Genomic DNA, 24,916 nt, shown 5'->3' with positions numbered 1-24,916 from the left:
CCGATATGCTTAACAGCTCTCTCACCAGCTCCCGGCCCGCACTTGCGGCGCAGGTGTCGAAGCGGGAGCGAATTCTCAACGCCGGCCTGAGACTTTTTGCTCACGAGTCTTACCAGGCCGTGACCATGGATCGCGTCGCGCAGGCCGCCAGCGTCGCCAAGGGCACGCTCTACCTTTACTTCCCGTCCAAGGAAGAGCTTTACCTCGGAATTCTGAGCGACGGTCTGGAAAGCGCCGACCGCCTCTATCGCCAGAGCGTCGATCATTCTACCGACGTGCGCGAGCGCGTGCGCCGTGCGATCGCCGTGAGTATCGAGTTCTACAACGAGCGCCCCGATCTCACACGCCTGTTCGCGAGCGAGGAGCCGCGCCTGGCCGAAGCTCGCACGCGGATTATCCAGGGATGGCGCGAGCGCGGACTGCATCTTTACACCTCGCTTATCGAGGAAGGTCAGCGCGCCGGAGTATTCGGTAGTTTCGATCCGCGCCTTGCGGCGCTGATGGTGATGGGCGCGGTGCGTTCAGTCCTGCTCTACTACGGCACCGAACGCTCCGTCTCCGAGATCGTGCGCGAGCTTCCGGACTTGCTGCTGCGCGCGCTCGATTCAGGAAGATTCGACAGCCGCGAGATGCTTCAGGCTGGCTGATGCGGGCACTGATACGGCGACTGATCCGGCTGGGAATCCTGGCCGCGATCATCTTCGGCATCTACTATTTCGGCAGTCGCTACCTGTGGCCGCCGCCCGATCGCAGCCATATCGACGTGGTCGGCATGATCGAGGCGCCCGAGGTCAATATCACCACCCGTATCGGCGGACGAATCCAGACCCTCGACCTGCTCGAGGGCGACCACGTCAGCAAGGGCCAGGTCGTCTGCACGATCGAGGATATCGACATCCGCAATCAGTACATCAAGGCCAAGGCCGACCTCGCTCACGCCGAGGCGGACCTCGCCCAGGCCAAGCGCAATCTCGGGCGCAACGCGAAGCTCTACTCCGAGAATATCGTCTCGACGCAGACCCGTGACGATTCCGTCACTGCCGTGCAGCAGGACGAGGCCAACGTGCTCAGCGGGCAGGCCAACGTGAAGTTCTATGCCGATCAGCTCAACGACACGCAGATCAAATCGCCCGTCGATGGAGTGATTGTGAGCAAGGCGCTCGAAGTCGGCGAATGGGTTACGCCCGGCACGCCGATCCTCACCGTCGATGACCTCTCGACGATCTGGGCGCGCGTCGACGTCGAAGAAACCGACCTCGGTTCGCTCTATGTCGGCAAGACCGCGCAGGTCCGTTTGCCGACCAATCCGCCCGAGACCTTCACCGGGCGAATCATGGCGATTGGACAGGAGGGCGAGTTCGCGACCGAGCGCGACGTGCGCCGCGGCCGCCAGGATATCCGGACTTTCTACGTCAAGGTGCAGGTGCTTCAACCGGGCGGCGAGCTCAAGCCCGGGATGACGGCCGAGGTGACCTTTCAACGTGGCGATGGAACCCGACTCAGCCGCAATTGAAACCCGCGAACTGACCAAGCGCTTCGGCTCCTTCACCGCCGTCAACAAGGTCAGCTTCGCGGTCGCGACGGGCGAAGTGTTCGGCCTGCTCGGACCCAACGGCGCGGGCAAGACGACGCTGGTGCGGATGCTCACGACGCTGCTGCCGCCGACCGAGGGCAAATGCTTCGTCGCCGGAATCGACGTCGCGCGTCATGCGCACCAGGTGCGCCAGCGAATCGGCGTAATCCCGCAGGCGCTGACCTCCGACCTCGATCTCACCGGATGGGAGAATATCGACATCTATGGCGAGTTCTTCGGGCTATCGCGCAAGGAGCGGCGAATCCGCGGACAACGCCTGATCGAGATGGTCGGGCTCAAGGAACGGCAGAGGGATCTGGTCGCAACCTACTCTGGCGGAATGCGCCGGCGGCTTGAGATCGCACGCGGCCTGATTCATTCCCCCCAAGTGCTGTTTCTCGACGAGCCCACCATCGGACTCGACCCGCAAAGCCGCCGCGCGGTGTGGGATCTGCTCGAAACGCTGCGCAAGGAAAGCGAGATCACGATTTCGCTCACAACCCACTACATGGACGAAGCCGAGTCGCTTTGCGATCGAATCGCGATCGTCGATGGCGGCAAAATAATCGCGCTCGATTCGCCGCAGGGCCTGAAATCCGTCGTGCCAGGATCGGACCGGATCGATCTCGAAGTCGAGCACGACGTCGAAAAAATTGCGACGATGCTCGAAGCGCAGACATATCTGCGCGGCGTGACCCGCGACGGCGGCAACCGCCTCATCCTCGCGACCGATGACGGCGGCCATGCGATCCCGCGCGTGCTCGACCAGGTCGAAGCCGCGGGCGATCGCGTCACCTCGATCACGATTCACAAATTGTCACTCGAAGACGTGTTCATCCATTTCACCGGCCGCACCTTGCGCGACGAGGCCGCGAAAAAGGTCAGCCTGCTGGTCGGCGCCGGGATGCCGCAGCAGCGATGAGGGCGCCAGGCAGATGAAGTTCCTTGCGATCATGCGCCGCGACTTACACAAACTCACGCGCAATCCGATGACGCTCATCACGACGATCCTGATGCCGATCGTCTATCTCGTCATCATCGGCAACTCGTTCCAGGGCCAGCTCAAACATCTGCCGCTGGTCGTTGTCGCGCAGGACCACGGGCTTTACGCGCGGCGGATAATCGAGGAGATGCTCGCGCTGCAAGCCGGGCCCAAAACCGTCGACCTGACTTTCATGGATGATCCGGGCGATGCAATTCGGGCGGTGCGCGACGGCGAATTCAAGGGCGTCATCGTCATTCCGCCGAACTTCAGCCACGCGGTCGCCGAGGGACGCATCGGCGAGATCGGGATGTTCACCGACAACGTCGATACCGTGAGCTCAGCGGCGCTCGAAGGCGCCGTCGAAACGGCGGCGGGCGCGATCAAAGTAAGTTTCGTGACCGCGCGCGAGCCCAAGTTGAATCAGATCACGCTCAGGCCGAGCTGGCTCTTCCCCTATGTCGACTACGATCGCTCGCTGATTCCAGGCGTGATCGTGATGGCGATGTTCATGGGCTCGCTGATGTCAGGCGTATTCAACTGGGTCATGGACAAGTTCCTCGGGGTGACTGAATGTTATCTCGTCACGCCGCTTTCGCGCTGGGACATCGCGGGCGGTATCCTCGCCAGCGGCGTGACGGTGACGAGCACCGCGGGCGTTATCGTGCTCTTCATCGGGCTGTTGATCACGCATGGGCGGATCGAGGGCGGTGCAGTCGCGCTGCTAACCCTGGTCGGAGTTATCATAATCAGCTCGGCCGGGCTGCTCGCGATGACGTTCGCGCTGCTGGGCCGCGCGGGTCATCCACGGCTGGTGGGCGCCTTCTCGGGATTTCTCAACGTCATCCTGTTCTTTCCGAGCGGCGCGATCTACCCGGTCGAAAGTTTCCCGCCCTGGCTACGCGCCTTCGCCCACTACAATCCAGAGACGCACGCAGTAAGCGCGATCAAACAGATTCTCTTCAAGGGCGCAGACTTCACCGCCGTCTACCAGGACATCGCGTTCCTGCTGGTCTTCATGGTGATGATGCTCGCGCTCGCCAGCGTCTCATTCAAACGCACGCTGTAGTTGTGGCTTTAATTCTGATGACAATGCCGCCAACAAGTCTGTCATCCTGAGAGACTGTGAACAAATTGATCTTGTGCGACCTGGGTGAAATCTCCTTGCGTCACGGTGAGCGGAGTCTGCCGGAGCCGAAGGATCTCGGAGGCCCCAAAGGGGCCGGTACCGGTAAGTGCGCGAAGCGCCTTCCTATTTCCTGGCCGAATCACAGAAAGCTGCAGGTGTTGCAGGGCGCGACGGTGCGGCGCGAGGCTACTTGCTCGCGTAGCGTGCGGTAGGGTCGCGAGTTGTAAATTTCGAGTGCGTGCGTGGTGGCCACGTTACCGATCACGTGTCGGGCCATGCCGTCCATGCAGCAATGCGCAACCGCTCCGGTCGCCGTGATCGACAGATCGAACCATCGCATGCAGCCGACGTCCGGCACGAGCCCCACCGCTGAATCGACTTGCCCTAACCACGAACCGCGCCGGAAGATACTCACCTCAAACAAAGGAAACGTCACTTTGGCCCAGCGCACGAAGCGGGCGTCTTCGATCGAACCATCGCCCACGCGCGACAACACCACGATGAACGGCAACTGCCCTTCGCATTTCGCGCGATGCAGCTTCGCCAGGCGTGCGATAGTGCTCGCGAACCGGATGCCCATCACACGCTCGTATTCCTCAGGCGAGCGCTCATTGAGCGAGATCCACAAGTAGCCAATGTTGCGCACGCGGATTAGGCGCGCGAGCTTTTCATCAGTCAGCGGAGACCCATTGGTCGTGAGCGTGATTTCCGCATTCGGAAGCCGGCGATTGATCAGCTCAAGAATGTCGAACAGGCGCGTGTCGAGAAACGGTTCGTTGACCTTGAATGGAGAGAGCTGAAAAGGCAGTTCGCCTGGTATGGCCGCGAGGTCGCCGACGATCTTCTCGATCAGCTCGGAGGACATCCGCGTGCCTCGGCGCTCGAGTTTGTCGGACGGACAGAATGAGCAATGAGCGTTGCAGCGAGCGAAAGTCTCCAGATGTACATGCGCGGGAAAATCCAGATACCGCGAGCCGCGCAGCTTTGCCACGTGCGCCTGATAGGCCGCGAGAACATCTGTCCCGGAGTGAGTCTGCGCCGATTCCACGACAATCAGCCAGCATTTATCGCGCCACGAGATCTCAACGCCGCCTGGCCACGGGCAAAACTTAGTTCCGCGAAACAGAGGACAGCTTAGCTTCGAGTGAGTGGACGCCTAGTTGATCGAACGCTCGCTATGGCGCGCCAGTGTCTCGTGGATGACCCGAACCAGTTCCGCAATCGATACAGGTTTGAGCAGGCACGCGTCGGCACCCGCTTCCTCTGCCGCCCGGGCCGAGTCTGGAGTGCTATGCCCCGTCATCACGATCACCGGCACCAGGGGTATACGGCGCTGCGCGCGGCGAATGATATCCAAGCCGCTGCTACGCGGCATACTCAAGTCGGTGATCATCAAATCGTACTGGCCGCTTTCGAGCAGACTGTTTGCGCGTTCAAGATCGAGCGCGCCGCGGCATTCAAAGCCCGAGCGCCCAAGCAGCCTCACGTAGGCGTCGACCAGCTCGGGCTCATCGTCAACCAGCAGGATACGCGGGCGCGTATCGTTCGGCTCACTTAGCGGCATAGGCCTCGTCACTCAGCGGCGTCAAGCCCGCCTCAACCGTGGGCAGCGTGATTGTGAACGTCGTGCCCTTCCCGGGTTTCGAATCGACCTCGACGCTGCCACCGTGATCTTCGACCAGGCGCTTGCTGAGCCATAATCCCAGACCCGTGCCCTTGCTCTTGGTCGTAAAGAACGGCTGGAAGAGCCGATCGAGGGCGTCGGCCTCGATACCGTGGCCATCGTCGGTCACGATCAATCGCAGATAACCGAGCCGCGTCGCGTCGGTTTCGCTGCGGACCGTGACGCGCGTGGCGCCCGCATCGCGCGCATTGGACACCAGGTTAATCAGAACCTGCTCGATACCGGTTTGTTCGACGAGAATCGGCGGCAGCGCGCGATCGAGCCGCAGATCGAACGCGATCGGCGTGCTTCGCGAATCGCCGCGCAGCAGCAGGACCGCGTCTTCGATCGCCGCATTCATATCCATCGACTGCCGATCGCCGGGCCGCTGACGTGCGAGAGAAAGCAGGTTGTGCGAGATGCGGCTGGCGCGCTCGACATTGCGCTGCAAGACGGCCAGGTCGGCGCGCAGATCATCCGGGAGCTCCTGCGCCGCGATCAGCATCAGTTCAATCCGCGAGGCGATAATCGCGAGCGGATTGTTCAGCTCATGCGCAATTCCGGCAGCGACCGATCCGAGCGCGTTCAGCGTCTCACTGCGGCGCGCTTCGCGCTCCATTGCCCGGCGCTCGGTAATATCCGCGACAAAAGCAACGACGAAATCGCCGCGCCGCGTCGGCATCCGATTGAGCGAAATCTCCGCGGGAAACTCGGTGCCGTCTCTGCGCCGCGCGGCAATTTCCCTGCCCTGCCCCATCGGACGTGAGCGGGATTCGGCTGAGAATCGTTCGCGCAACCCTGGGTGCCGCTGGCGGTAGCGCTCCGGAAGCAGAATCTCGATTGACTGCCCCAGAAGCTCAATCTCGCGATAGCCGAACAGTTCCTGCCCACGCAGATTTATCTGCCGAATCAGTCCGTTGGTGTCGGTAGTAATAATGCCTTCGACGTTGGATTCGAAATACGCGCGCCCCCGGGCGATCGCCTCGTCGCGCACAGCCAGCGAAAACTGCAGCGAATGGGCATAACGGCTCGCGACGATGAAGAGCAGGACGCTCGTCACGCTAACGAACAATAGCCGATTGAGAACCGCCGAATGCAGCGGCAGCTCAGCGAGCAGGAACTCGGAACCGATGACCCATACGACGCCTACCAGCGCATAACGGATTGCCAGGCGCGCCGGATGAGGTTGCGGCCGGCCAACGTGGGCATGGCTGGTAGTATTCACCGCGGTCCCTAATCTTCCGCGTAGCACGCGGAACACGCTCAATTAACAAAATGAGCATCTCGAAGATAGGACAGCGATGCCGCGACTGCCAGTGCGATTGCCGCTAGGCGGTGGTGGCGGCGGCCGCTCCGGAGCGGCGCCGCGCGCGCCCGGTCAAATCGAGCACCGCATGCGATGCCGCCTTTCCCGACTCGGCGTCGGTGACGGGCGCGGCAATGCATCCGATTCCGATCATGTCGGCGCCGCTGCGGATCGGAATGATCGTCAGGGCGATGCTGATCGTCGAGCCGTCGGCCTTGAGCGCGAGGGTCTCCAACGGCGATATTTGTTGCCCGCCGCGCGCCATCTCATGGAGCTTCAATACTTCGTTGCGAATCGTCGGCGGCAGCAGGATCTCGACTGTGCGTCCGAGAATCGACTCCTGCGCGAAGCCATAGAGCTGCTCCGCGGCGGTATTCCAACTGAGCACGGCGCCGCTGGCGTCACAGATGTAAACAGCGTCGGGGAGCGATCCGACGAATGCAACCATAAGCTCGTTGCGATCTTCGCGCTGCTTGCTCTCATAGGCGGCGCGCACCACCTGGACGAGATTGTCGAAGCCATCGGGCTTGAGCAGGTAATGATAAAGACCAAACTTGAATGCCTCGGCGACGACTTCCTCACCGCCATTGCCGGTCAGAATAATCACGCGCGAGCGCGGCCATCTTTCCTTCACGCGTTGCAGAACGGAGAGCCCGTCGGTCCATCCGAGCCAATAGTCCGTAACGACGACATCGCAATTCTCGCCGCGCAAAACGTCGGCGAGCTGATGCGCATCGTCGGCGATCGCGATGTGCGCTTTCGGAAACGCGCGCCGCAACCGGTTATGCATCAGCAGACGATCGGTGGGACTATCTTCGACGAGCAGCAGCTCCATTCTTATGCCTCGCGGTTTAGCACAGGTGAACGATCACCTGTGGCAGATGTGGTACCTAAAGCGAGGGAGCAATCGCTATGCCGCAAGGATGTCAGTCTGTGTCGGGCTGCTAATCGAATCAGATGCCCACGAAAGAAGGGATAGCTCGATGTAGAAGGACGCAACCACGTGTCCGACGATGGCATCGAAGTGGCGCAAGTGTCCGGGATTCGGACGATCCGTAGCAGAATCAAACAGCCCGCGGAGTCATCCGACGGGCGGCGCAGGAATCGCCAGCACCGGCACCGGAGATTCGCGCACGACTCGCTCGGCGACGCTGCCGAGCAGGAAATGCGCGACGCCTTTGCGGCAATGCGTCCCCATCACGATCAGATCAATCTGCAGCGTGCGAATCGCGCTGAGGATGTAAGTCGCAGGTTCACCGCTGACCACCATCGTTTCGTACGTCACGCGGCCGCTCACACGCTCGCGCGCAAATCTTTCGAGATTGACGCGGGCTGCTTCTTCGATCGCGGGATAAGGATCCAGCGGCACCGGCGAAAGCTCGCCGGCGCCGAGGGGTATTGGAGCCACATTGAGGATGTGTAATCGAGCGTGATTCTGAACGGCCAGCTTTACGGCCATTTCCAGAGCGGCGCCCGATCGCTCATCGAAGTCCACCGGGCAGAGGATATTGTGAAATACCACCGGAGCCTCTCCTCGCCGCTCCGCCGCCGATAAATCTTACAGCGGATTCTTGCGCGGCCTGCCCCTTTTTCGCCGAGGCAGGGTTTCAAGGTCAAGCTCGCCTTCCTCGGGGCCGAAAGGGCTGTCTGAATGGACAGTGACCAACTCTTCTTCGGCTGGCAAGCCCAGGTCGGTGTCATGTTCCGCCGATGCGCTCGATTCTTCGGCGTTGTTGAAACGACCGAATGAACGTCCAACCGGACCGCGAGCGCCTCCGCTCGCACCGCCGATCTCTGATTGGCAATCGACGCAGTAGACGGCGAACGGGATGACGCGCAACCGCGCAACGGGAATCTCCTCGCCACAGTTCATGCAGATACCGTATTCGCCGGCCTCGACCCGATTCAGCGCAGCGTCGATCTCGCGCAGGCGGGACTCGGCGCGCTCCAAAAGACGAGCCTGGGTCTCGACCTCGGCCATCGATTTAGCGATATCCATTTCGTCGCCGGTGACGCCATCTTCGCGAGCCGGACGAACTTCGTTCAGGCGTGACAAAATATCAGCGCGCTCTTTGGCAAGCAGCGTCTGCAACATTGTCGTACGATCGGTTCTCTCTTCGACATGGACAGCATTCATGGACTTCACCTTCTCAGTGGTGTTGGCGCTCGTAGTCGCCGTCGTGCTTGGACGAAGCATACTCCATGCCTATTCAAATTATAAAATTTACCTTGATTTTACTGACCTTGCTGGAAGCTCGGATCGTGAACTTTGAGTCCCTTCGACACAATCACGACTGGCAGTCCGATTTCGTTTCAGCGCGCATCACACGCGCATAGTCCTTGAGGCACCTGCCGGTCGCGTCGAAAGCCTCCTTGATCACAACGCGCAGCTCCCGCTTTGCGCGGTGGCTCACCACCATCTCATCGCCCGGCACCGACACGCGGATGTGGACGCCATAGGCATCGCCACGGCGACTGGGCTGCGAGCCGCAGGCCTCGAGGACGACGTCGCATCCAGTGACACCATCGAAGAAACGGCCGAGTTCCGCAGCACGCGTGCGGATTTCCTTCTGGTCGGCCTCGTTCAAGATGAAATCCGGTGAATTGATCGAGAACAGGTTCTTCATTTGCCTTGTCGAACCGGGCCGACGCTTCGGAATATGAAACTCGCGAGGCCGCACGATTGCTCCGCCAGATCAGTCCAGCAAGCGACAAGCCATCGCGGTCAGATCCTCGAAATCCCTTTGATTTCAATTATTTAACGATCGAGGACGGCATCAACCCCGATGCTGCGCAAGAACCTGATGCTTCGGGCGGTGTCTCAATATGAGATCGAAATGGAGCCGCCGAATCTGGCCGGGAAATCGTTGTCTTTGGCAGCAGATGCCTATTTTCTGTTCACGATTTTTAAGCTGCCAATCGGAGCCAGCGACTGAAAGACCATCAAAATCGCAATTATCGCTGCATTTGCAGGGATTTCACATCAAGACCCACCGATTGGCACAAAGCGTGCTGAAAAACCGCAATCGGTCTTCACAAGGGCCGGAAGTGATGATGTGAAGGAGACCTCTATCGATGGACTTCGCGGGAGTAGAAAAATTCAGCGGCGGATTCGCCGGTAACTCGGTCATCTCCGAACTTACCCAGCCCGATCCGTGGCTCAGCTCGCGCTTCGAACCTGACTTCCTCGTCCCTGTCCAGTTCTACGATCTGACACGGCGCAGAGGATCGCTCGATGGCGAAACCCGCCTCGTATTCGCCGTGCTCGAAGATGCAGTGCGTTGTTACGTCAAAAATGTGACCTCGACCCGGCGCGCGGATCGTGAACAGTTCGACGAAGTGTCGGCCTGGTTCGAAGCGCGCGACGCCGGTCGCACTCCTTTCTCGTTCGAATCAGTTTGTGACGTGTTGGGTATCGAGCCCGGCACGCTGCGCAAGCAACTCAAGACTCTGAGCCCCCGAGACCTGCCGACCAAGCAGCTTCGCTCCGTCGGCCGCCGCCAGGTGGTGCGCGCCGGACGCTCGGCACGCAAGCGCGCGCGGCGCGGCGCAATGATGTTCCAGGGCATCGGGAACGCTCGTATGGGCTAGCGGTGAAAGGCTGCGCGTTCATATCGCTGATGCGTGCTCGCGCGGCCGGTGGCGGATGGAGGGCTCCCTCATGATCAATATCAGTGCGGGGAAGGCAACTCATCGCGATCGTCGATACGCAATTATCATGGCCGGCGGGGATGGTACGCGTCTCGCCTCCTTGACGCGTGCCATCACCGGCCATGAGGTTCCCAAGCAGTTCTGCGCCCTGCTCGGGGAGCATACGCTCCTCGAGCAGACGCGCCGCCGCGCATCGCTCGCGTTCCTGCCCGAGCACACGCTGACGGTAGTATCGCGCAAGCACGAGGCGTTCTACGCACCGCTGCTGGGTGACATGCCGAACGGCAATGTCGTCGTGCAGCCGTCGAATCGCGGCACGGCGCCGGCCCTGCTCTACTCGCTGATGCGGCTTGCGGCGAAGACCCCGGACGCGAGTGTGGTCGTGATGCCATCTGACCACTATCTCAGCAACGAGCGCGAGTTCATGCGGCACGTCGATGCGGCGTTCAACGTCATCGATGGACGCCCCGAGCTGACCGTGATGCTTGGGATGGCGGCACTCACGCCCGAGACTTCTTACGGATGGATCGAGCCGGGAACGTCGATCTTCAACGGCGATTTCAGGATCAGCGCCGTCAGAAGCTTCGTCGGCACGCCTCCGCTCGATACTGCCATCGACCTGATGCGCCGCGGCAGCTTGTGGAACAGCTGCGTCATCGTGGCGCGCATCTCGACTCTGATCGGTCTCATCATGATGGCGGAGCCGCAGCTCTACTTCGGCTTCTCGAACATCCGCCATCTGTTCGGCAGCGCGTTCGAGCACGATGCCGTCGCTCGCCTGTATGCCGATGCGCCCGAGCGCAGCTTCGCTCACGACATCCTGACCTCATGCCCGGTCAACCTCGCCGTGATGCCGGTGCGTGGCGTGGCCTTCACCGATCTCGGCGAGGCGCATCGCGTGCTCGACACCGCCCGGCGCATCGGAATCACGCCGAAGTGGATGGAATCAGCCGCGGTTTGACACTTTCCTTTAGTCGTCTCTTTCAGAGTTCGTTTGGTATTGGGATTCATCCTTTCGAGGCAGTAAACTGAGCTTCACCTGACCCGAGACATCTTTGCGCCTCAGGGTCTGAACTATGGCGAAGGAAATCGAACGGAAGTTCCTGGTGAAGCCGCGCGACTTCGACGCGCTCGCCAAGGGCGTCGAAATCCGTCAGGGGTACCTCGCGTCGAGCCCCACTCTCTCGGTCCGCGTCCGCATATATGGCGACAAGGGCTTCGTTACGATCAAGGGCGCGACTAAGGGCGCCTCGCGCGATGAGTACGAATACGAAATCCCCCTCGACGATGCACGCGAGATCCTCGATCGCCTGAGCGAAGTGAAGCCGATCGACAAGATCCGCTATCGCATCCCGCTGAGCGGCCACGTCTGGGAAGTGGATCGCTTTCGCGGCGACAACGAGGGTCTCGTCGTGGCGGAGGTCGAGCTCAAGTCGGAGAACGAATCAGTCGAGATACCCGACTGGATCGATCGCGAAGTAACCGGCGACCCGCGCTATTATAATTCCAACCTGAGCAGGCATCCGTTTCGCACCTGGAATCAGTAATAATCTATGCAGCATCAAAGCGAGGAGCAGGCACGGTGATTCGGACAAAGGTGGGCGATGTAATGACGAGCGAGGTGAGGAGTTGCCCCATTCATGCGACCCTCAACGACGCTGCCCATATAATGTGGGAATACGATTGCGGATGGGTGCCGGTCGTAGACCTCGAGCGGCACCTCGTCGGTGTCGTCACGGATCGCGATATCGCGATGGCCGCGTACACCCAGGGCCACCCGCTCTTCCACATTCCGATTCAGAATTCGATGAGCAAAAAGATCATCGTATGCGCAGTGGATGACACAATCTCGCTCGCGATGAAAAGAATGCGCGATGCGAAGATCCATCGCCTCGGGGTAGTCGACAATGCGGGCGTATTGGTCGGCCTCATTTCGATGAGCGATATCGCGCGCGTGATCGATATCGACGCCGGCAGTTCGCGGACCAATCCCGCGATCGAGCTGGCCGAGACCGTGGCAACCATCCGCAAACCACGCCCTCCCGTCGAAGTGATAGCCCTGCAAGGCGGCAACCAGGACGGCGTCGTCAAACCGGAGCTCGCCAAAAAACGCTCGCCGCGCAAAAAGAAAGATCCGTCACTGCGCCCGGCGAAACCGTAAAGTTCGCTTCGTCATCGCGCGCAACGTCGCTCGGGACGACAAACCTACGGGCGACCAACTGGACGACGCCCACAATTCACTGACTCTTCAATCGAACAAATCCAGCCTTCGCGTTCTGTTGACCGTGGCGCGCTGTTAGAATTCCCCGCATGCGGTCCGCGACCATGAGTAGAACGCTGGTCGACGGCGCCAAGCCGTGGCTCGCTTACGGCGCGATGCTCGCCATCGTCATCGCCGCCTACGACGTCGTTCGCAGCTACGGCGATCGAATCGCTGCACCCACGCCGCGCTCGGCCGAGATCTTCGGCAGTGCCGTGATGCACGGCCAGATCAACGAGGTGCTGCACGTGCTGCTGGCGCTCGCCCTTGTGATCGCAGCGGCACGCCTGTTGGGCACGCTCTTCCGCTTGCTCCATCAGCCGCCGGTCATCGGCGAAATCATTGCGGGTATTCTTCTCGGGCCGTCGCTGCTCGGCCGGATCGCGCCCGGCGCGTCAGCGTACCTGCTGCCGCCTGAGGTTGCGCCTTTTCTGAATGTCCTCGCGCAGATCGGCGTGATTCTTTACATGTTCCTGGTCGGCCTCGAGCTCGACCCGGCACTGATGCGCAAGCGCGGCCATTCGGCGATCGCGATCTCGCACGCGAGTATCGTCGCGCCGTTCCTGCTCGGCGGGATCCTCGCGCTCTTCCTTTATCCGCGGCTCTCGACGAGCGACGTTCCGTTCACCGTGTTCTCACTCTTCCTCGGCGTTTCGATGTCGGTAACGGCGTTCCCGGTGTTGGCGCGCATTCTCACCGACCGCAAGATTCATCGCAGCCGCATGGGCGCGATCGCGCTCACGTGTGCCGCCGTCGATGACGTCACTGCATGGTGCCTGCTCGCGTTCGTGGTCGGTGTCGCGCAGGCCCGCGCGACGGGAGCGCTCACGACGATCGCGCTCGCCCTCGGCTATATCGCCGCGATGGCGTTTCTCGTCCGTCCCGCGATGGTGCGGCTGTCGCTGGTCTACGGTATTCGCGGCCGTCTGACGCAGGGCGTGATGGCGGCGATCTTCGTAATGCTCCTGCTGTCGTCGTTTGCGACCGAGTTCATCGGAATCCATGCAATCTTCGGCGCTTTCGCGCTCGGCGCGGTGATCCCGCACGACAGCGGTCTCGCCCGCGAGTTAACCGACCGTCTCGAAGATCTCATAGTCGTTCTGCTGTTGCCGGCGTTTTTCGCCTTCACTGGCTTGCGCACGCAGATCGGTCTCGTCAGCGGATACGAGGCGTGGGCGATCTGCGGCCTTATCGTGATCGTTGCGTCGCTCGGCAAATTCGGCGGCAGCGCGATCGCGGCGCGCCTCACCGGACTCGGATGGCGCGACGCGTCGGCGCTGGGCGCGCTCATGAACACGCGCGGCCTGATGGAGCTGATCGTACTCAATATCGGACTCGAGCTGCACGTGATCTCACTCGAACTGTTCGCGATGCTCGTGATCATGGCGCTGGTGACGACTTTCGCCACGACGCCCGCGATTCACCTGATTACCCGCGGCGCCCGCGACGGCCAGCAAGCCGCGTTCCAAGCGCCGCGGCGACCCGCGCTCGTGGGCACGGAACGGCGCGCCGTGCTCGTGCCGGTATCGAATCCCGAGGGCGTACCGTATCTGATCGAGCTCGCGCTCGCGGCTACGCCTCACGATGCGCCGCCGCCGCATGTGCTGGCTCTCGTGCGAATCCCGCCCGGCGGAGTGCGCTCCGGGCTGCGCGAGGCCGAGCAGCGCGTGCCGCCGCGCTCGCCCGCGCTCTCAGCCGCGCTCGACCTCGCGTGGGAGCGCGGCGCGGTTATCACGCCGCAGGCGGTATGGACCGACGATCCGGCCAGGGACATCGTGAGCACCGCCGCGCAGCCGCAAATCGGATGGCTGCTGCTCGGATCGCATCGCGCGGTGTTCGGCTCGGATTTCAAGGGCGGCGTGGTGCGCGAGATTCTCGACCGGGCCCGCGCCGTGCCGGTTCACGTCGGCGTAGTGGTACATGGCGCCGAGCGGCCGTTCGATCGCATTTCGGCGGTAGTCGACAATTCGCCGAGCGGCCGCGCCGCGCTCGATCTCGCTGTGCGCGTGGGCGAGCGCCGCAAAATAAATTTTCATGCCCTCCTCGCGCCCGGCCCTGACGGCGAAAGTGATCCGGAGTTATCTCAGATGGTGCGCGATGCAAGCCGCCTCGCGCCTCGCCGCGTCAACTCCGAAATCCTGTCGGAGCTGAGCGTCGAGCAGCTTCAGAAGCAGGCGCCCAACGGCCTTGTGATCATCAGCACGAGCCTGGCCGAACGAATCGACCTGTCGCCCAACGGCTTCATCGACGGCCTGCGAACACTCGTATTTGTGCAGGGCTGCGAAGCCGCCGAAGAATCAGTCGCCGAAGCGGACCTGAGCCGCGCGCAGTCCTGACCTATCTCAAGGCTCGCTGAACAGCAGGTTGTAAACGGTACCGCCGACCGCAGCGCCGAGGAACGGCGCCACCCAGAAAAGCCACAGTTGCCCGAGCGCCCATCCGCCGACGTACAGCGCGGGTCCCGTGCTGCGCGCGGGATTCACCGACGTGTTCGTGATCGGGATGCTGATGAGATGAATCAGCGTCAGGACCAGACCGATCGGAATCGGCGCAAAGCCGATCGCGACGCGCTTGTCGGTCGAGCCCAGGATGACGAAGACGAACATCATTGTGAGTACCGTCTCGGCAACGAATGCCGAGCCTAATCCGTAACCGCCCGGTGAATGCGCGCCGTAGCCGTTGGCGGCGAAGCCGTTACTCAGGCTGAAGCCAGGCGCGCCGCTCGCGATCACGTAGAGAACAGTTGATGCGATAATTCCGCCGATCACCTGTGCGACGATATATGGAACGACCTCGGCCGTCGGAAAGCGCTTTCCAGCCCACAATCCGATCGTGACCGCCGGATTGATGTGGCATCCCGAGATGTTGCCGATCGCGAACGCCATCGTCAGCAGCGTCAGCCCGAAGGCGAGCGCCACGCCCAGCAGGCCGACCCCCACCTGCGGGAAATGGGCTGAAATCACCGCCGTGCCGCATCCGCCGAACACCAGCCAGAAGGTACCGATCAGTTCCGCCGTCGCTCGCTTTGACAGGCTCATCATCTGCTCCTCCTGAAGTGCGCCGCGCGACGATTCTTCGCCTCCTCGCGCGGAGGCTTGCTATTGGAGGCGAAACGGCCCGACTGAGCGCCGGCTATTTCTTGATCGCTTCGACGTCGATCGAGATCGCGACCTCGTCGCCTACGATGACGCCGCCTGTATCCATCGTTTTGTTCCAGGTGAGTCCGTAGTCCTTGCGGCTGATGGTCGTCGTAGCCGATGCGCCGGCGCGCGTATTGCCCATCGGATCCTTGATCGGTGCCGCAGGCGCATCGACGTCGAGCACGACCGGCTTGGTGACGCCGTGCAGCGTGAGGTCGCCCGTCACTTTCCACTTGCCGGTGCCGTTGGCTTCAACTTTCGTCGATTTAAATGTGATCGTCGGATACTTGGCGACATCGAGGAAGTCGGGACTCTTCAGATGCCCGTCGCGCTTCTCGACGCGGGTGTTGAGCGAATTGGCGTCGATCGTGGCGTCGATCACCGCCGAAGTCGGATCGCTGCCGTTGGTCGTAATCGTTCCGCTGGTCTTCTGAAATTCGCCTTTGACGTTGGAGATCATCATGTGGCGCACCGTGAACTCGACATTGGTATGGGCAGGGTCAATCTGCCACGTCTCGGCCATCGCAGCCGGCGCAGCAGCAGCAAAGAAGAAAAGCATCAGCGAGATGCGAGCGATCCAGGTTTTCATGAAATCTCCTTCGGGTGATCCGTCTAATAGGCGCAATCCCAGCCTCGGTCCAGCCTGCCCGACAGCCGACACACACTCAACAGCAACGATGTCCTCTCTGAAAACCCCTCTACTTGGTCACGGAGAGGGGATTTTGTGCAGTTCGCCAACTATGCCGCCGTTATTCTGATGCAGTTGGTTGTTAACGCTGCTCCAGTCGCGGTTCTGCCAGCCCGGCGATTGGAACTCGACCTTGTCGTTGCTCAAGATTCGCAGTTGAAGCTCGATGGCACCCGGAGATTCGAACGGCGGATCGGCCGTGTAGCTCATCGTGCCTGTTCCATCGGCGTTCACTTGATACGTGCCGTGTATCTTCTGTCGCTCGTCGAAAAACGTTGTCTCACCTGAGAGTCCGCCACGGCCGTCGAAGCGTAATTCTCCGTCGCCGACCCGCGGCCCTCCGCCAAACTTTACGTAGGCCTTAACCGTCGTCGTGACGAGGTACGTACCGAGTAGCGACGCGTTTGACAAAGATGGCGGGCCGTCGGATTCGGAGCGAGCATTAGATGGAAGCGGAAGGATGATCGCCGCGAGCGCGATTAGCGCCCATAGATGCCGAGCCAGCGGCGGCGGTCTTCTATGATTGGGCGGCGGCTTTTCAAAAGCGCGTAGGCTTCGTCGAAGGTCATTCCGCGGCGGGTCTTGAGGAACCATGCGACGACCAGCGGCGCGCGTTCACATCCTTCTTCGCAATGCACGAGCACGCGGCGGCCGAGCTTCAGCGAATGGTCGATCAGCGCCGCCGTGCTGTCGAGCGTGGCGAGCCCGTTTTGCAGGATCGGCATATGAATCGCGTGCGGCGGCTCGTCTTCCGGAACGTCGGGCAAGACGCTGATTATCGCGCCCTCGAATTTCTGCGCGTCCTGCAAATCGCCGACGTAAAGCCCCGGCAGGACTTCGCTCGCACCCCAAATCTCAGCCAATGTTCAAGATCGCTTTGGAGTCAGCTCGTGCGGTTGGACGGGAACAGATCGTCGATCCATTCCTCGGCGTCGGCAACGCGCGCGAAATCCGTCTCGCCCGATCTTTTCCCCTTCCAGAAAACCTCGTAGCGCCCGGTCTTCTCATTCAGCTTGATCTCGTACCCCATGTATTCGCTCATGGTTCTGCCTTCGACGCGCGACCGCGTCGAAAAATATTGTCAGCAAAGACGCGGCACCATGGAAGCGAAACGAACCGTCAATCTCACAAAAGATGGCGGCCGCCATCGACGCGAATACATTCGCCGGTGACGAAATCTGTATCGATCAGAAACACTGCGGCCTTGGCGATTTCCTCCGCTCCGCCCCAGCGCTCGAGCGGCGTAGCATGCATCACCTCGGCATTTTCAGCGGCGTTCAAATCGGGCGGCGCGAGAATCGGTCCCGGCGCGATCGCGTTGACGAGGATCGCCGGCGCGAGCTCCAGCGCCAGGCTCTCAGTCAAAGCCTTCACCGCCGCCTTCGACGTGTAGTACGGAACGTAGCCGTGGTAGCGCGGACGGCCGCTGATCGGCAGCCAATCGGCGAAGTTGATTATGCGGCCAGCGCCCGCCCGCTTCATCAGCGGCGCGGCGTGCGTCGAGTAAAGAAACACGCTGCGCGCGTTGGCATCCATCATCCGGGTCCAGTCGGCGTTGCCCGGCGCCGGAGTGCTCGCATAAATCGACGCCATGTTAACGAGGATATCGACGCTGCCAAGGGAACTCGAGGCTTCCTTCACTGCGGCCTCGACCTGCGACTCGTTCGTCGCGTCGGCCTGAAGCGCGATAGCTTTGACGCCGAGAGCGCGCGCTTGCTCCACCGTTCCTTCGACCGCGGCGCGCGAGCTGAGATATGTCATCGCGATTGAGCATCCACGGCGCGCGAGCGCGAGCGCAACTTCATGCCCGATTCGAGCGCCGCCCGTGACTATCGCGGCCTTGCCTTTGGGATCCATCGCGCGATTATCCGCCGCGCGACGTGTCTGTTGCCAGCGCGGAATTGTCAGGAGCCGAGGCTGCTCTCCGCTTTGATCACGGCGCGAACCTCGTCGCATTCGACGTTCAGCGCAACGACGATCACACGAGCATCGGCGATCGAAGGATGAGGAGCGTTCTGCAATTGTCGGCAGAACTCCGCGAGACGCGTCGCGCCAAACAGCTTGGCGCTGCCGCCGAGCGAATGCGCCGCGCGTGCGAGAGCATCTGAGTCCTCGCGGGCGAGCGCGTCGGCAATGGCGACACGCCGTCGATCGATCTCGGCCACGAACATCGTCGCCATCTCGACGAAAAATTCGGGCGCATCAGCCGTCGCGCGGGCGCGCAGACGTTCGAGCGCTGCGCGATCGATTGCCGGCAAACTTCGCATCGCCGTCAAAGATCAGCGGCGTTGCGGAGACTGCTCGATACGGCGCAGCAGGCGGTAGAACTTGGTGCGATTCAGGCCCAGCATCTTCGCGGCCTCCGAGCGATTTCCGCGCGCGCGTTCGATCGCCTCGCGCAGCCGGTTGGCGATCGCCAGATCGAGAGTTTCATCAAGCGTCGCGTATTCGTCTTCATCGCTCGATCCGTCCTGAGCGATGGGCGCCGCTTCCAGTGGCGTGGCCAGGGGTTCGACAGCCGCTGCCGCGCCGTTTGCGCGCGGCACGATGACAGCAGTGTCGAGCACCAGATCCTGAGGGCCGATTTCGTCGCCGTGCGCCATCACGATTATTCGCTCGATGACGTTTTCGAGCTCGCGCACATTGCCGGGCCACGCGTGATCGTGCAGCGCCCGCTCGGCTTCGGCCGAGAGCCGCAGGTTGCGTCCCACGAGTGTCGCGCCCGAGGAGAGAAAGTGCCGCGCGAGCGGAACGATATCGTCGCGGCGCTCGCGCAGCGGCGCGAGGGTCACTGGAATTACATTGAGGCGGAAGTAGAGGTCCTCACGAAAGCGGCCGGCACCGACTTCCTCGCGCAGGTTGCGATTGGTCGCGCAAACCACGCGCACATCGATCTTACGCGGCGCCGCGCCGCCGACGCGAAGAATCTCACCCTCCTGCAAGACGCGCAGCAGCTTGGCCTGGAAATCCGCGCCGATGTCGCCGATTTCGTCGAGAAACAAAGTTCCGCCGGAGGCCCGCTCGAAGCATCCCGGCCGCGCCATGATCGCGCCCGTGAACGCGCCCTTTTCGTGGCCAAAGAGTTCGCTGTCGAGCACGCCCTCGCCAAACGCCTTGCAGTTCACGGCGACGAATGGTTGACCGACGCGATTACTCCAGAAGTGAATCAGCCGCGCGACGAGTTCCTTGCCGGTTCCGCTCTCGCCCTGGATCAGCACGGTGGCGCGGCTCGGCGCGATCCGGCGCACGGACTCGAGCAGCGTGCGGCTATGGTCGCTGACGGCGACGAACGCGTCTGGACCGTAGCGTTCGTTCAGTTCCTGGCGCAGGAGGCGATTCTCGCGCTCCAGGCGCGTCATCTCCAGCGCCCTTCGCACCAGCATTAACAATTCGTCATCTTTGGCTGGCTTGGTGAGATAGCCGAACGCTCCCGCGCGCATTGCTTCTACGGCGGCTTCGATACTGCCGTAGGAGGTAAGCAGGATGACCGGCAGCATCGGCATCCGCTCGCGGATCCGGCGCATCAGCTCGGTGCCGTTCATCGACGGCATCACGACGTCGGAAATCACGAGATCGATGCGGCGCGTTTCGCAGGCATTGAGCGCCTTTTCCGCATCGAGGCAGACCTCGCACTCGAAACCGGCGCTGGCGAGGATACGCTCGACATAGCGCGCCATCAGCTCATCGTCGTCAACAATCAAAATACGTTCGGACATTGGAAGGCGCGCAATCTCCGTTCGGGTGAAACTTGAAGGCAGTTTCACTCAACGCGGTTCGGGGTGAACGGTCAAGCGAAGAGCAAAAAAACCCTTGTGCGCGTGCGACTCTGAGCGCCTTCGATGGGAGACGATGGGATTAGGTTCGCCACCGCGACTCCTCTTTTTCGCCGTGCCAAGCTCCGCTCAGAACGCAAAGTACGGGCCCGATCCCGCGGGAGTGGTTTGGCCGTCGATTGCGACGAATACGTTGCGTCCCAGGAAGAACGGCAAGCCCCAATCAAAGCCCTGCGAGAACGGGCCGCCGAGATCGTTGAAAACGGCGTTGTTAGTGCTGAAAAGATTGTTGGCGTTGGCGATGGTAAAGTCGACCGTTGCCGTCGCGCTGTTCTGTCCCTCGATTTGCGCGCTGAGATTTTCGCTGCTCGCCGGGCAGTAGAAACCACCGCCGCTGCATTCCGGTATCCCGGTCGCCGCGGTGCTGAGGAAGAAAAGAGCGTTCGAGCCCGTGTCGATATAAGTCGTGCCGTATGAATTGCCCCCGAAAGTTGTCGTGACGTTTCCGTTCGAATCGGTCGTGAAGACCTGTGCGGTGCCGAGTTGGTTGTTTGACTGCGTTCCGATCCCAAACACCAACGATCCAGTGACGCTCTTGGCGCCGCCTGCCGGGACGGACGGCAGCTCGATGATCAAACCATTGTCATCGCCGCTGAACGACGAAATAGGATTCTGGACCTGGTTCGCCTCGCTCTGCGTCGTCACGCTGCAACTCGATCCTGCGCACGCATAATAGAATCCGGGATTGGATGAACCGTTCGTGGTGCAATCGGTTCCGCAATCCTGGACGAAGACGCCGACGCCGAGGATTCCATTGGCGCGCAAGGTCGCCAGCGAGTCGGCCTGCGGCAGACCGCTATTGATGCATGCGGTCGGCGCGGTGGTAAAACCCGACGGGCTGATGATCTGAACGGGAATGCTCGAGGCGGCTTCGTCGGCCATTTCGATATCGGCGGTTGCGACCGGCCCCCAGGTGAACAAGCTGCCGAAGAAGCCGCATTCCGCGATCGCGTCTCCGCTGCCGTCGGTCTGGCGCGGCAGGGTCAACGTCGGGTTCAGCGCGGAGCCGAGCAGACGCAATCCGAACGAACCCGTATCGAGGAGTACGTTGGGGATCGTCTGGCAGTTGGCGGTATTCGGCACGCAGACCGTGACCGACGTGAACGCCCCGTTGACGAGATTCCCGTTAGGACCTAAATCGACGCTCATGCTCTGAACGTTGCCGGCGGGCGGCGCCGGTGTCGGAGTTGCCGTCGGCGAATGAATCGGGACAAATCCCCCTCCCCCGCCTCCTCCACCGCAAGCCGCCAGGAGCCCGATCATCAAGGGAATCGCGATCAGCCAGGATGCTTTCATTGGATTTCATCAACGCTGACGCCCGCAGGAACGAGCGCAGGAAGGTAGGCACGGCCCATGAGATCACGCATATGGCCGCTGGTTTCGACGATCAGGTCCTGGGTCTGAATCTTGCGCGGACCACGCTCTTGATGCGGCGCCGCGAGCGCTTGCTGATACTGAGCGAAGTAAGTGCCGAAGAGCTGGCTAAGATCCGGCGGGCGCTTGCCGCGCCAGCTCACGGCGAAGACCGTGCCGCTGGCTGAAAGATATTCGTTGACGGTGGTTCCATTTGGAATCGAGATCTGCTGCACCGTGTACGCCGCACCCGCGCTCGATTGGTTCAGCGCCTGCACCCCGGACGCTTGCGTCTGCGGCGTGGCATTGAGCGCGCCGCCGAGTGTTTGCTGATCCACGGTAACCGATTGCGCGGAACCGCCGAGCATGGCCAGCGCCGAGCCCGACAGCGGCTCGAGCAGTAACGCGGCCGTCAGTGGAATCGCGGTACGCAGGAACTTCCTGCTGAAATCTCTCCTGCTCAGCATCGATCGTCCTCTTCACGGCTCATCACCGGAGCGGCCGAGTGCCGCGTTTGCTCCAAGTTCACTTTTGGGGAATGACGGACGAACAAAGGAAAGTTGCGCTCTGAAACCCTGCCAAAGCGGATCTTCCAACACCCCTTTTCGTGACCGAACAACTCCGTGTCAATCGCGCTCCGCTCATGGTTTAGCGTCGCTGCGATCATCTTTGCCATATCCGCTCGGATTGCCGCAAGCGATGCATCGGGGGATGACGCGCGTGCGTGAACATTTGACCCGTATTCGTTACAGTTATGAGTCGTTTACGACACGGATCATTCGTCGTGCCTGCCAAATTATTGGCGGGATTCGCGGCACGGAAGCTGCTCTCTTTTGGTCAGGAACTTCGTGCTTTTCGTATCGCCGTGAACGTAGCCGCCAAACATCCAGCCCCCCGGAATGATTTAGCGATCCGCGAGGATCTCGACTTGCGAGGTCTCGTCTGCTCGATCATTCACGAATATCGCGAGACCGCCGCCAGCGCTAATCGCGGGGTCACGTTTGTCGATGATCATCCCTACGCGATTGTCCACGCCGATCGTCACGGCGCGAGTCTCGCGCTGCGCACGATCCTCGAGGTCATCGCGCGCGCTACGCCGGAACCGGTCATCGTGGTCAGGCTATACGCCACCGATGAGGAGCTCTGCATCGACCTTAGCGACAGCGCAGTCGGGCCGCGCGAGTCGCGCGGTGAGTTTCGCACCTTTGCGCGAGACTCCGCACCGGTGGAGCTCAACCTTCCCGGCGATGGGTTCGAGTTCGCGCGGCACCGCCTCGAGCAGAGCGGCGCGATGCTTCGTGCTCATCGCGCCGACGCGGCGCGCATATTCACGATCGCATTCGAGCGCGCTTCTAACTGACGCCGATCAGCTTTGGGATTGCGGCTGCTGCTTTTCGGGTAGATCGCAGAACACTGCAGCAGTGACGACTGTCGTCCAAAGCCCATCGCGATCGCCGACCGCGGACTGCGTGATGTTGCGTGTCGTGACGATCTTGTCCGACAGCTTCCACACGTCCTTGCGCTCGTCGTAGCTCACGTCCGGATCGAAATCGACGCCGAGCGCCGTCGCGAGCATCGTCGCCGCCAGATCCTCGGCATAGTCGCCCGCCTTCTCATCCGTTTCGCCGAAGCTCTTGTGCTCGGAGAGATAGCCGTACTGCTTAGGATCGGCGGGAATCGCAAGGCCGACTGAAGAAGCGACCAGGCGATGGGGCTCGTTGGTCGAGTTGTCGTACATCACCGCGTAAACGATCTGACCAGGAGTCAATGTCTTGAGTCCTTCCTGCACCGAGATGACCTTGCATCCCGGCGGGAAGATCGAGCTCACGCGAACGATATTGAACTCCGCGATACGAGCGTCGCGCAGCGCCAATTCGAACGACGTGAGTTTCTCGCGATGCTTCCCGACGCCCTTGGTGAGAAAAATGCACTTTCCAGTAGGCCCCATCTATTCCCGTCCTCGACACGTAGCGATATAGGCGGCGCGCCCGGCGCGCAACCGAATTTCCAGTTAGCCGATGTCTCGAACCTGTGTCCACCATCGATATCCGGCAAGCGCGCAATTAATCTGCTCGTAACGGAGGCGCTCACTCGGTTGACAATTGACCTTGATGCTTTGTACCGATGCTGTGGGGGCGGCGGGAGTACAGATGCCTCAAGCAGCGCAGCGTTTTTCGCTTATCAGCGACAAGAGCCTTGCCGATCTGCGCAAGCTGATCGGAGTGCCGGTTGCCGATTCGCTCGAGCCCTGGTGCTACGAAGCGACGCGCGACAATATCCGCCACTGGGCGCACGGGATCGGCGACGACAACCCGCTCTGGTGCGATCCGGCGTACGCGAAAGCGACCGCATACGGCCGGCTCGTCGCGCCGCCATCGTTTATCTTTCCGCTTAACCGATCGTTCAGTGGATACGTCGCGGGTCTGCCCGGCGTGCATGCAATGTTCGCCGGGATCGACGTCGAGTGGCACAAGCCGATGCTCCACGGCGATGAGTTCACGACCAAGGTGTGGCTCAACGAGCTCGTCGAGCACGAGACGCGCTTCGCGGGGCGCGCCATCCAACAGATCTACCGCTGCGAGTTTATCAATCAGCGCGGCGAAAAAGTCGCTGAGGGCGATAGCTGGTGCTTTCGCACCGAGCGCGACACGGCGCGCGAGCGTGGCACCAAGTACGACGAGGTGAAGCGCAGGGCGCCAATCCAGTACACGCGCGACGACCTCGCGAAGATTTTCGAAATCTACCAAGCCGAGGCAATCCGCGGCGCGACTCCGCGCTATATCGAGGACGTGACGCCCAGCGACAAGTTGCAGCGAATCGTCAAAGGTCCGATGACGGTGACGGGCTTCATCGCATTCGCGCAGGGATGGGGCGGGCTTTACATCCGCGCCAACAAGCTCGCGTGGAAGCAATTGCAGAAGCATCCCGGCCTCGGCATCGCGAACAAGTTCGGCTATCCCGATGTGCCCGAGCGCGTGCATTGGGACGACGATCTGGCGGCGCTGGTCGGAACTCCGGCGGCATACGATTACGGTCCCGAGCGATGCTCCTGGATGTCGCATCAGATCACCAACTGGATGGGCGACAAGGGCTTCCTGCGTCATCTGCGCGTCGAGATTCGCCGGCACAATCCTGTCGGCGACACGCTTTATATCGATGGCGAAGTGAAGCGCGTTTTCGCCGAGGGCAACGAGCACTACGCGGAAATCGCGCAGCGCGCGGAGAATCAGGACGGCGAATTGTCGGTGCTCGCGACTGCTAAAGTGCGACTGCCTTCACGTAGCTAACGGCGCATTCACAAATAGTTATCAAAGCAAGAAATTCTCCCAAACGATCGA

Annotated in this window: 30 protein-coding genes; 12 read left to right on the top strand and 18 right to left on the bottom strand. The window is 61.5% G+C overall.

What is annotated here, in order from left to right; translation table 11 throughout:
- Positions 1 to 5 precede the first annotated feature (5 nt).
- The 4 genes from VMA09_03285 to VMA09_03270 are packed head-to-tail and all read left to right on the top strand — an operon-like array spanning position 6 to position 3,624.
- On the top strand, positions 6 to 647 hold the full coding sequence (locus VMA09_03285) for a TetR/AcrR family transcriptional regulator (protein ID HUA32602.1): 642 nt from the start codon (positions 6 to 8) through the stop codon (positions 645 to 647).
- Positions 647 to 1,513, top strand: coding sequence for an efflux RND transporter periplasmic adaptor subunit (locus VMA09_03280; GenBank protein ID HUA32601.1), 867 nt, complete (start codon positions 647 to 649; stop codon positions 1,511 to 1,513). The genes VMA09_03285 and VMA09_03280 overlap by 1 nt, the downstream gene beginning before the upstream one ends.
- On the top strand, positions 1,488 to 2,495 hold the full coding sequence (locus tag VMA09_03275; protein ID HUA32600.1) for an ATP-binding cassette domain-containing protein: 1,008 nt from the start codon (positions 1,488 to 1,490) through the stop codon (positions 2,493 to 2,495). Before VMA09_03280 ends, VMA09_03275 begins: the two co-directional genes overlap by 26 nt.
- Before the next feature lie 13 nt (positions 2,496 to 2,508).
- A complete protein-coding gene (locus VMA09_03270; protein HUA32599.1) occupies positions 2,509 to 3,624 on the top strand; it encodes an ABC transporter permease in 1,116 nt (371 codons plus the stop codon).
- A 199-nt stretch (positions 3,625 to 3,823) separates the two neighbouring features.
- On the opposite strand, the gene VMA09_03265 is transcribed toward VMA09_03270, so the two are convergent.
- The 7 genes from VMA09_03265 to VMA09_03235 form a co-directional block, all read right to left on the bottom strand.
- A complete protein-coding gene (locus VMA09_03265; protein ID HUA32598.1) occupies positions 3,824 to 4,675 on the bottom strand; it encodes a radical SAM protein in 852 nt (283 codons plus the stop codon).
- Between the two features lie 165 nt (positions 4,676 to 4,840).
- Positions 4,841 to 5,248: a response regulator gene (locus VMA09_03260; GenBank protein HUA32597.1), complete on the bottom strand. Its 408-nt coding sequence runs from the start codon at positions 5,246 to 5,248 to the stop codon at positions 4,841 to 4,843.
- On the bottom strand, positions 5,235 to 6,572 hold the full coding sequence (locus VMA09_03255; GenBank protein HUA32596.1) for an ATP-binding protein: 1,338 nt from the start codon (positions 6,570 to 6,572) through the stop codon (positions 5,235 to 5,237). The genes VMA09_03260 and VMA09_03255 overlap by 14 nt, the downstream gene beginning before the upstream one ends.
- A 103-nt stretch (positions 6,573 to 6,675) precedes the next feature.
- Complete coding sequence (locus VMA09_03250; protein HUA32595.1) at positions 6,676 to 7,488, bottom strand: response regulator; 813 nt, start codon at positions 7,486 to 7,488, stop codon at positions 6,676 to 6,678.
- A 246-nt stretch (positions 7,489 to 7,734) separates the two neighbouring features.
- Complete coding sequence (locus VMA09_03245; GenBank protein HUA32594.1) at positions 7,735 to 8,175, bottom strand: universal stress protein; 441 nt, start codon at positions 8,173 to 8,175, stop codon at positions 7,735 to 7,737.
- A gap of 36 nt (positions 8,176 to 8,211) precedes the next feature.
- On the bottom strand, positions 8,212 to 8,748 hold the full coding sequence (locus VMA09_03240) for a TraR/DksA family transcriptional regulator (protein HUA32593.1): 537 nt from the start codon (positions 8,746 to 8,748) through the stop codon (positions 8,212 to 8,214).
- Between the two features lie 193 nt (positions 8,749 to 8,941).
- Positions 8,942 to 9,280: an HPF/RaiA family ribosome-associated protein gene (locus VMA09_03235; protein HUA32592.1), complete on the bottom strand. Its 339-nt coding sequence runs from the start codon at positions 9,278 to 9,280 to the stop codon at positions 8,942 to 8,944.
- Positions 9,281 to 9,439: 159 nt separating this feature from the next.
- On the opposite strand from VMA09_03235, the gene VMA09_03230 reads away from it, so the two are divergent.
- From VMA09_03230 to VMA09_03205, 6 genes are all read left to right on the top strand, one after another.
- On the top strand, positions 9,440 to 9,589 hold the full coding sequence (locus tag VMA09_03230) for a hypothetical protein (protein HUA32591.1): 150 nt from the start codon (positions 9,440 to 9,442) through the stop codon (positions 9,587 to 9,589).
- A 139-nt stretch (positions 9,590 to 9,728) separates the two neighbouring features.
- The gene (locus VMA09_03225; GenBank protein HUA32590.1) at positions 9,729 to 10,244 is read left to right on the top strand and encodes a hypothetical protein; all 516 of its coding nucleotides are present in this window, start codon (positions 9,729 to 9,731) and stop codon (positions 10,242 to 10,244) included.
- 127 nt (positions 10,245 to 10,371) lie between these two features.
- A complete protein-coding gene (locus VMA09_03220) occupies positions 10,372 to 11,265 on the top strand; it encodes a sugar phosphate nucleotidyltransferase (GenBank protein ID HUA32589.1) in 894 nt (297 codons plus the stop codon).
- Between the two features lie 115 nt (positions 11,266 to 11,380).
- The gene (locus VMA09_03215; GenBank protein ID HUA32588.1) at positions 11,381 to 11,851 is read left to right on the top strand and encodes a CYTH domain-containing protein; all 471 of its coding nucleotides are present in this window, start codon (positions 11,381 to 11,383) and stop codon (positions 11,849 to 11,851) included.
- A 35-nt stretch (positions 11,852 to 11,886) separates the two neighbouring features.
- Positions 11,887 to 12,465, top strand: coding sequence for a CBS domain-containing protein (locus VMA09_03210; GenBank protein ID HUA32587.1), 579 nt, complete (start codon positions 11,887 to 11,889; stop codon positions 12,463 to 12,465).
- 164 nt (positions 12,466 to 12,629) lie between these two features.
- Positions 12,630 to 14,900, top strand: coding sequence for a cation:proton antiporter (locus VMA09_03205; protein ID HUA32586.1), 2,271 nt, complete (start codon positions 12,630 to 12,632; stop codon positions 14,898 to 14,900).
- 6 nt (positions 14,901 to 14,906) lie between these two features.
- On the opposite strand, the gene aqpZ is transcribed toward VMA09_03205, so the two are convergent.
- The 10 genes from aqpZ to VMA09_03155 all read right to left on the bottom strand — a co-directional run bounded on the left by aqpZ (position 14,907) and on the right by VMA09_03155 (position 22,045).
- Positions 14,907 to 15,602, bottom strand: coding sequence for an aquaporin Z (gene aqpZ / locus VMA09_03200; protein HUA32585.1), 696 nt, complete (start codon positions 15,600 to 15,602; stop codon positions 14,907 to 14,909).
- A 94-nt stretch (positions 15,603 to 15,696) separates the two neighbouring features.
- Complete coding sequence (locus VMA09_03195) at positions 15,697 to 16,293, bottom strand: YceI family protein (protein ID HUA32584.1); 597 nt, start codon at positions 16,291 to 16,293, stop codon at positions 15,697 to 15,699.
- Positions 16,294 to 16,410: 117 nt separating this feature from the next.
- Complete coding sequence (locus tag VMA09_03190; protein HUA32583.1) at positions 16,411 to 16,803, bottom strand: hypothetical protein; 393 nt, start codon at positions 16,801 to 16,803, stop codon at positions 16,411 to 16,413.
- A 68-nt stretch (positions 16,804 to 16,871) separates the two neighbouring features.
- A complete protein-coding gene (locus tag VMA09_03185; protein HUA32582.1) occupies positions 16,872 to 17,255 on the bottom strand; it encodes a dual specificity protein phosphatase in 384 nt (127 codons plus the stop codon).
- Positions 17,256 to 17,275: 20 nt separating this feature from the next.
- Complete coding sequence (locus VMA09_03180; protein HUA32581.1) at positions 17,276 to 17,434, bottom strand: hypothetical protein; 159 nt, start codon at positions 17,432 to 17,434, stop codon at positions 17,276 to 17,278.
- 83 nt (positions 17,435 to 17,517) lie between these two features.
- Positions 17,518 to 18,249 (bottom strand): SDR family oxidoreductase, encoded by a 732-nt coding sequence (locus VMA09_03175; GenBank protein HUA32580.1) that lies wholly within the window; start codon positions 18,247 to 18,249, stop codon positions 17,518 to 17,520.
- 47 nt (positions 18,250 to 18,296) lie between these two features.
- Positions 18,297 to 18,659 (bottom strand): Hpt domain-containing protein, encoded by a 363-nt coding sequence (locus tag VMA09_03170; GenBank protein HUA32579.1) that lies wholly within the window; start codon positions 18,657 to 18,659, stop codon positions 18,297 to 18,299.
- A gap of 12 nt (positions 18,660 to 18,671) precedes the next feature.
- Positions 18,672 to 20,108, bottom strand: coding sequence for a sigma-54 dependent transcriptional regulator (locus tag VMA09_03165; protein HUA32578.1), 1,437 nt, complete (start codon positions 20,106 to 20,108; stop codon positions 18,672 to 18,674).
- Positions 20,109 to 20,294: 186 nt separating this feature from the next.
- On the bottom strand, positions 20,295 to 21,521 hold the full coding sequence (locus tag VMA09_03160) for a DUF3443 domain-containing protein (GenBank protein ID HUA32577.1): 1,227 nt from the start codon (positions 21,519 to 21,521) through the stop codon (positions 20,295 to 20,297).
- Positions 21,518 to 22,045: a DUF2844 domain-containing protein gene (locus tag VMA09_03155; GenBank protein ID HUA32576.1), complete on the bottom strand. Its 528-nt coding sequence runs from the start codon at positions 22,043 to 22,045 to the stop codon at positions 21,518 to 21,520. Before VMA09_03155 ends, VMA09_03160 begins: the two co-directional genes overlap by 4 nt.
- Positions 22,046 to 22,506: 461 nt before the next feature.
- Between VMA09_03155 and VMA09_03150 the strand changes: the two genes are divergently transcribed.
- Entirely contained in the window at positions 22,507 to 22,938 is a 432-nt protein-coding gene (locus tag VMA09_03150; protein ID HUA32575.1) for a hypothetical protein, read from the top strand.
- A 6-nt stretch (positions 22,939 to 22,944) separates the two neighbouring features.
- On the opposite strand, the gene VMA09_03145 is transcribed toward VMA09_03150, so the two are convergent.
- Positions 22,945 to 23,526: an arginine decarboxylase, pyruvoyl-dependent gene (locus tag VMA09_03145; GenBank protein ID HUA32574.1), complete on the bottom strand. Its 582-nt coding sequence runs from the start codon at positions 23,524 to 23,526 to the stop codon at positions 22,945 to 22,947.
- 202 nt (positions 23,527 to 23,728) lie between these two features.
- Here VMA09_03145 and VMA09_03140 point away from each other — a divergent pair, with 202 nt between their 5' ends.
- A complete protein-coding gene (locus tag VMA09_03140) occupies positions 23,729 to 24,865 on the top strand; it encodes a MaoC family dehydratase N-terminal domain-containing protein (protein ID HUA32573.1) in 1,137 nt (378 codons plus the stop codon).
- Positions 24,866 to 24,916: the final 51 nt, after the last annotated feature.

The sequence above is a fragment of the Candidatus Binataceae bacterium genome (genome assembly GCA_035508495.1).
Lineage (GTDB): Bacteria > Desulfobacterota > Binatia > Binatales > Binataceae > JASHPB01.
This window is presented reverse-complemented; position numbering and strand designations above follow the sequence as displayed.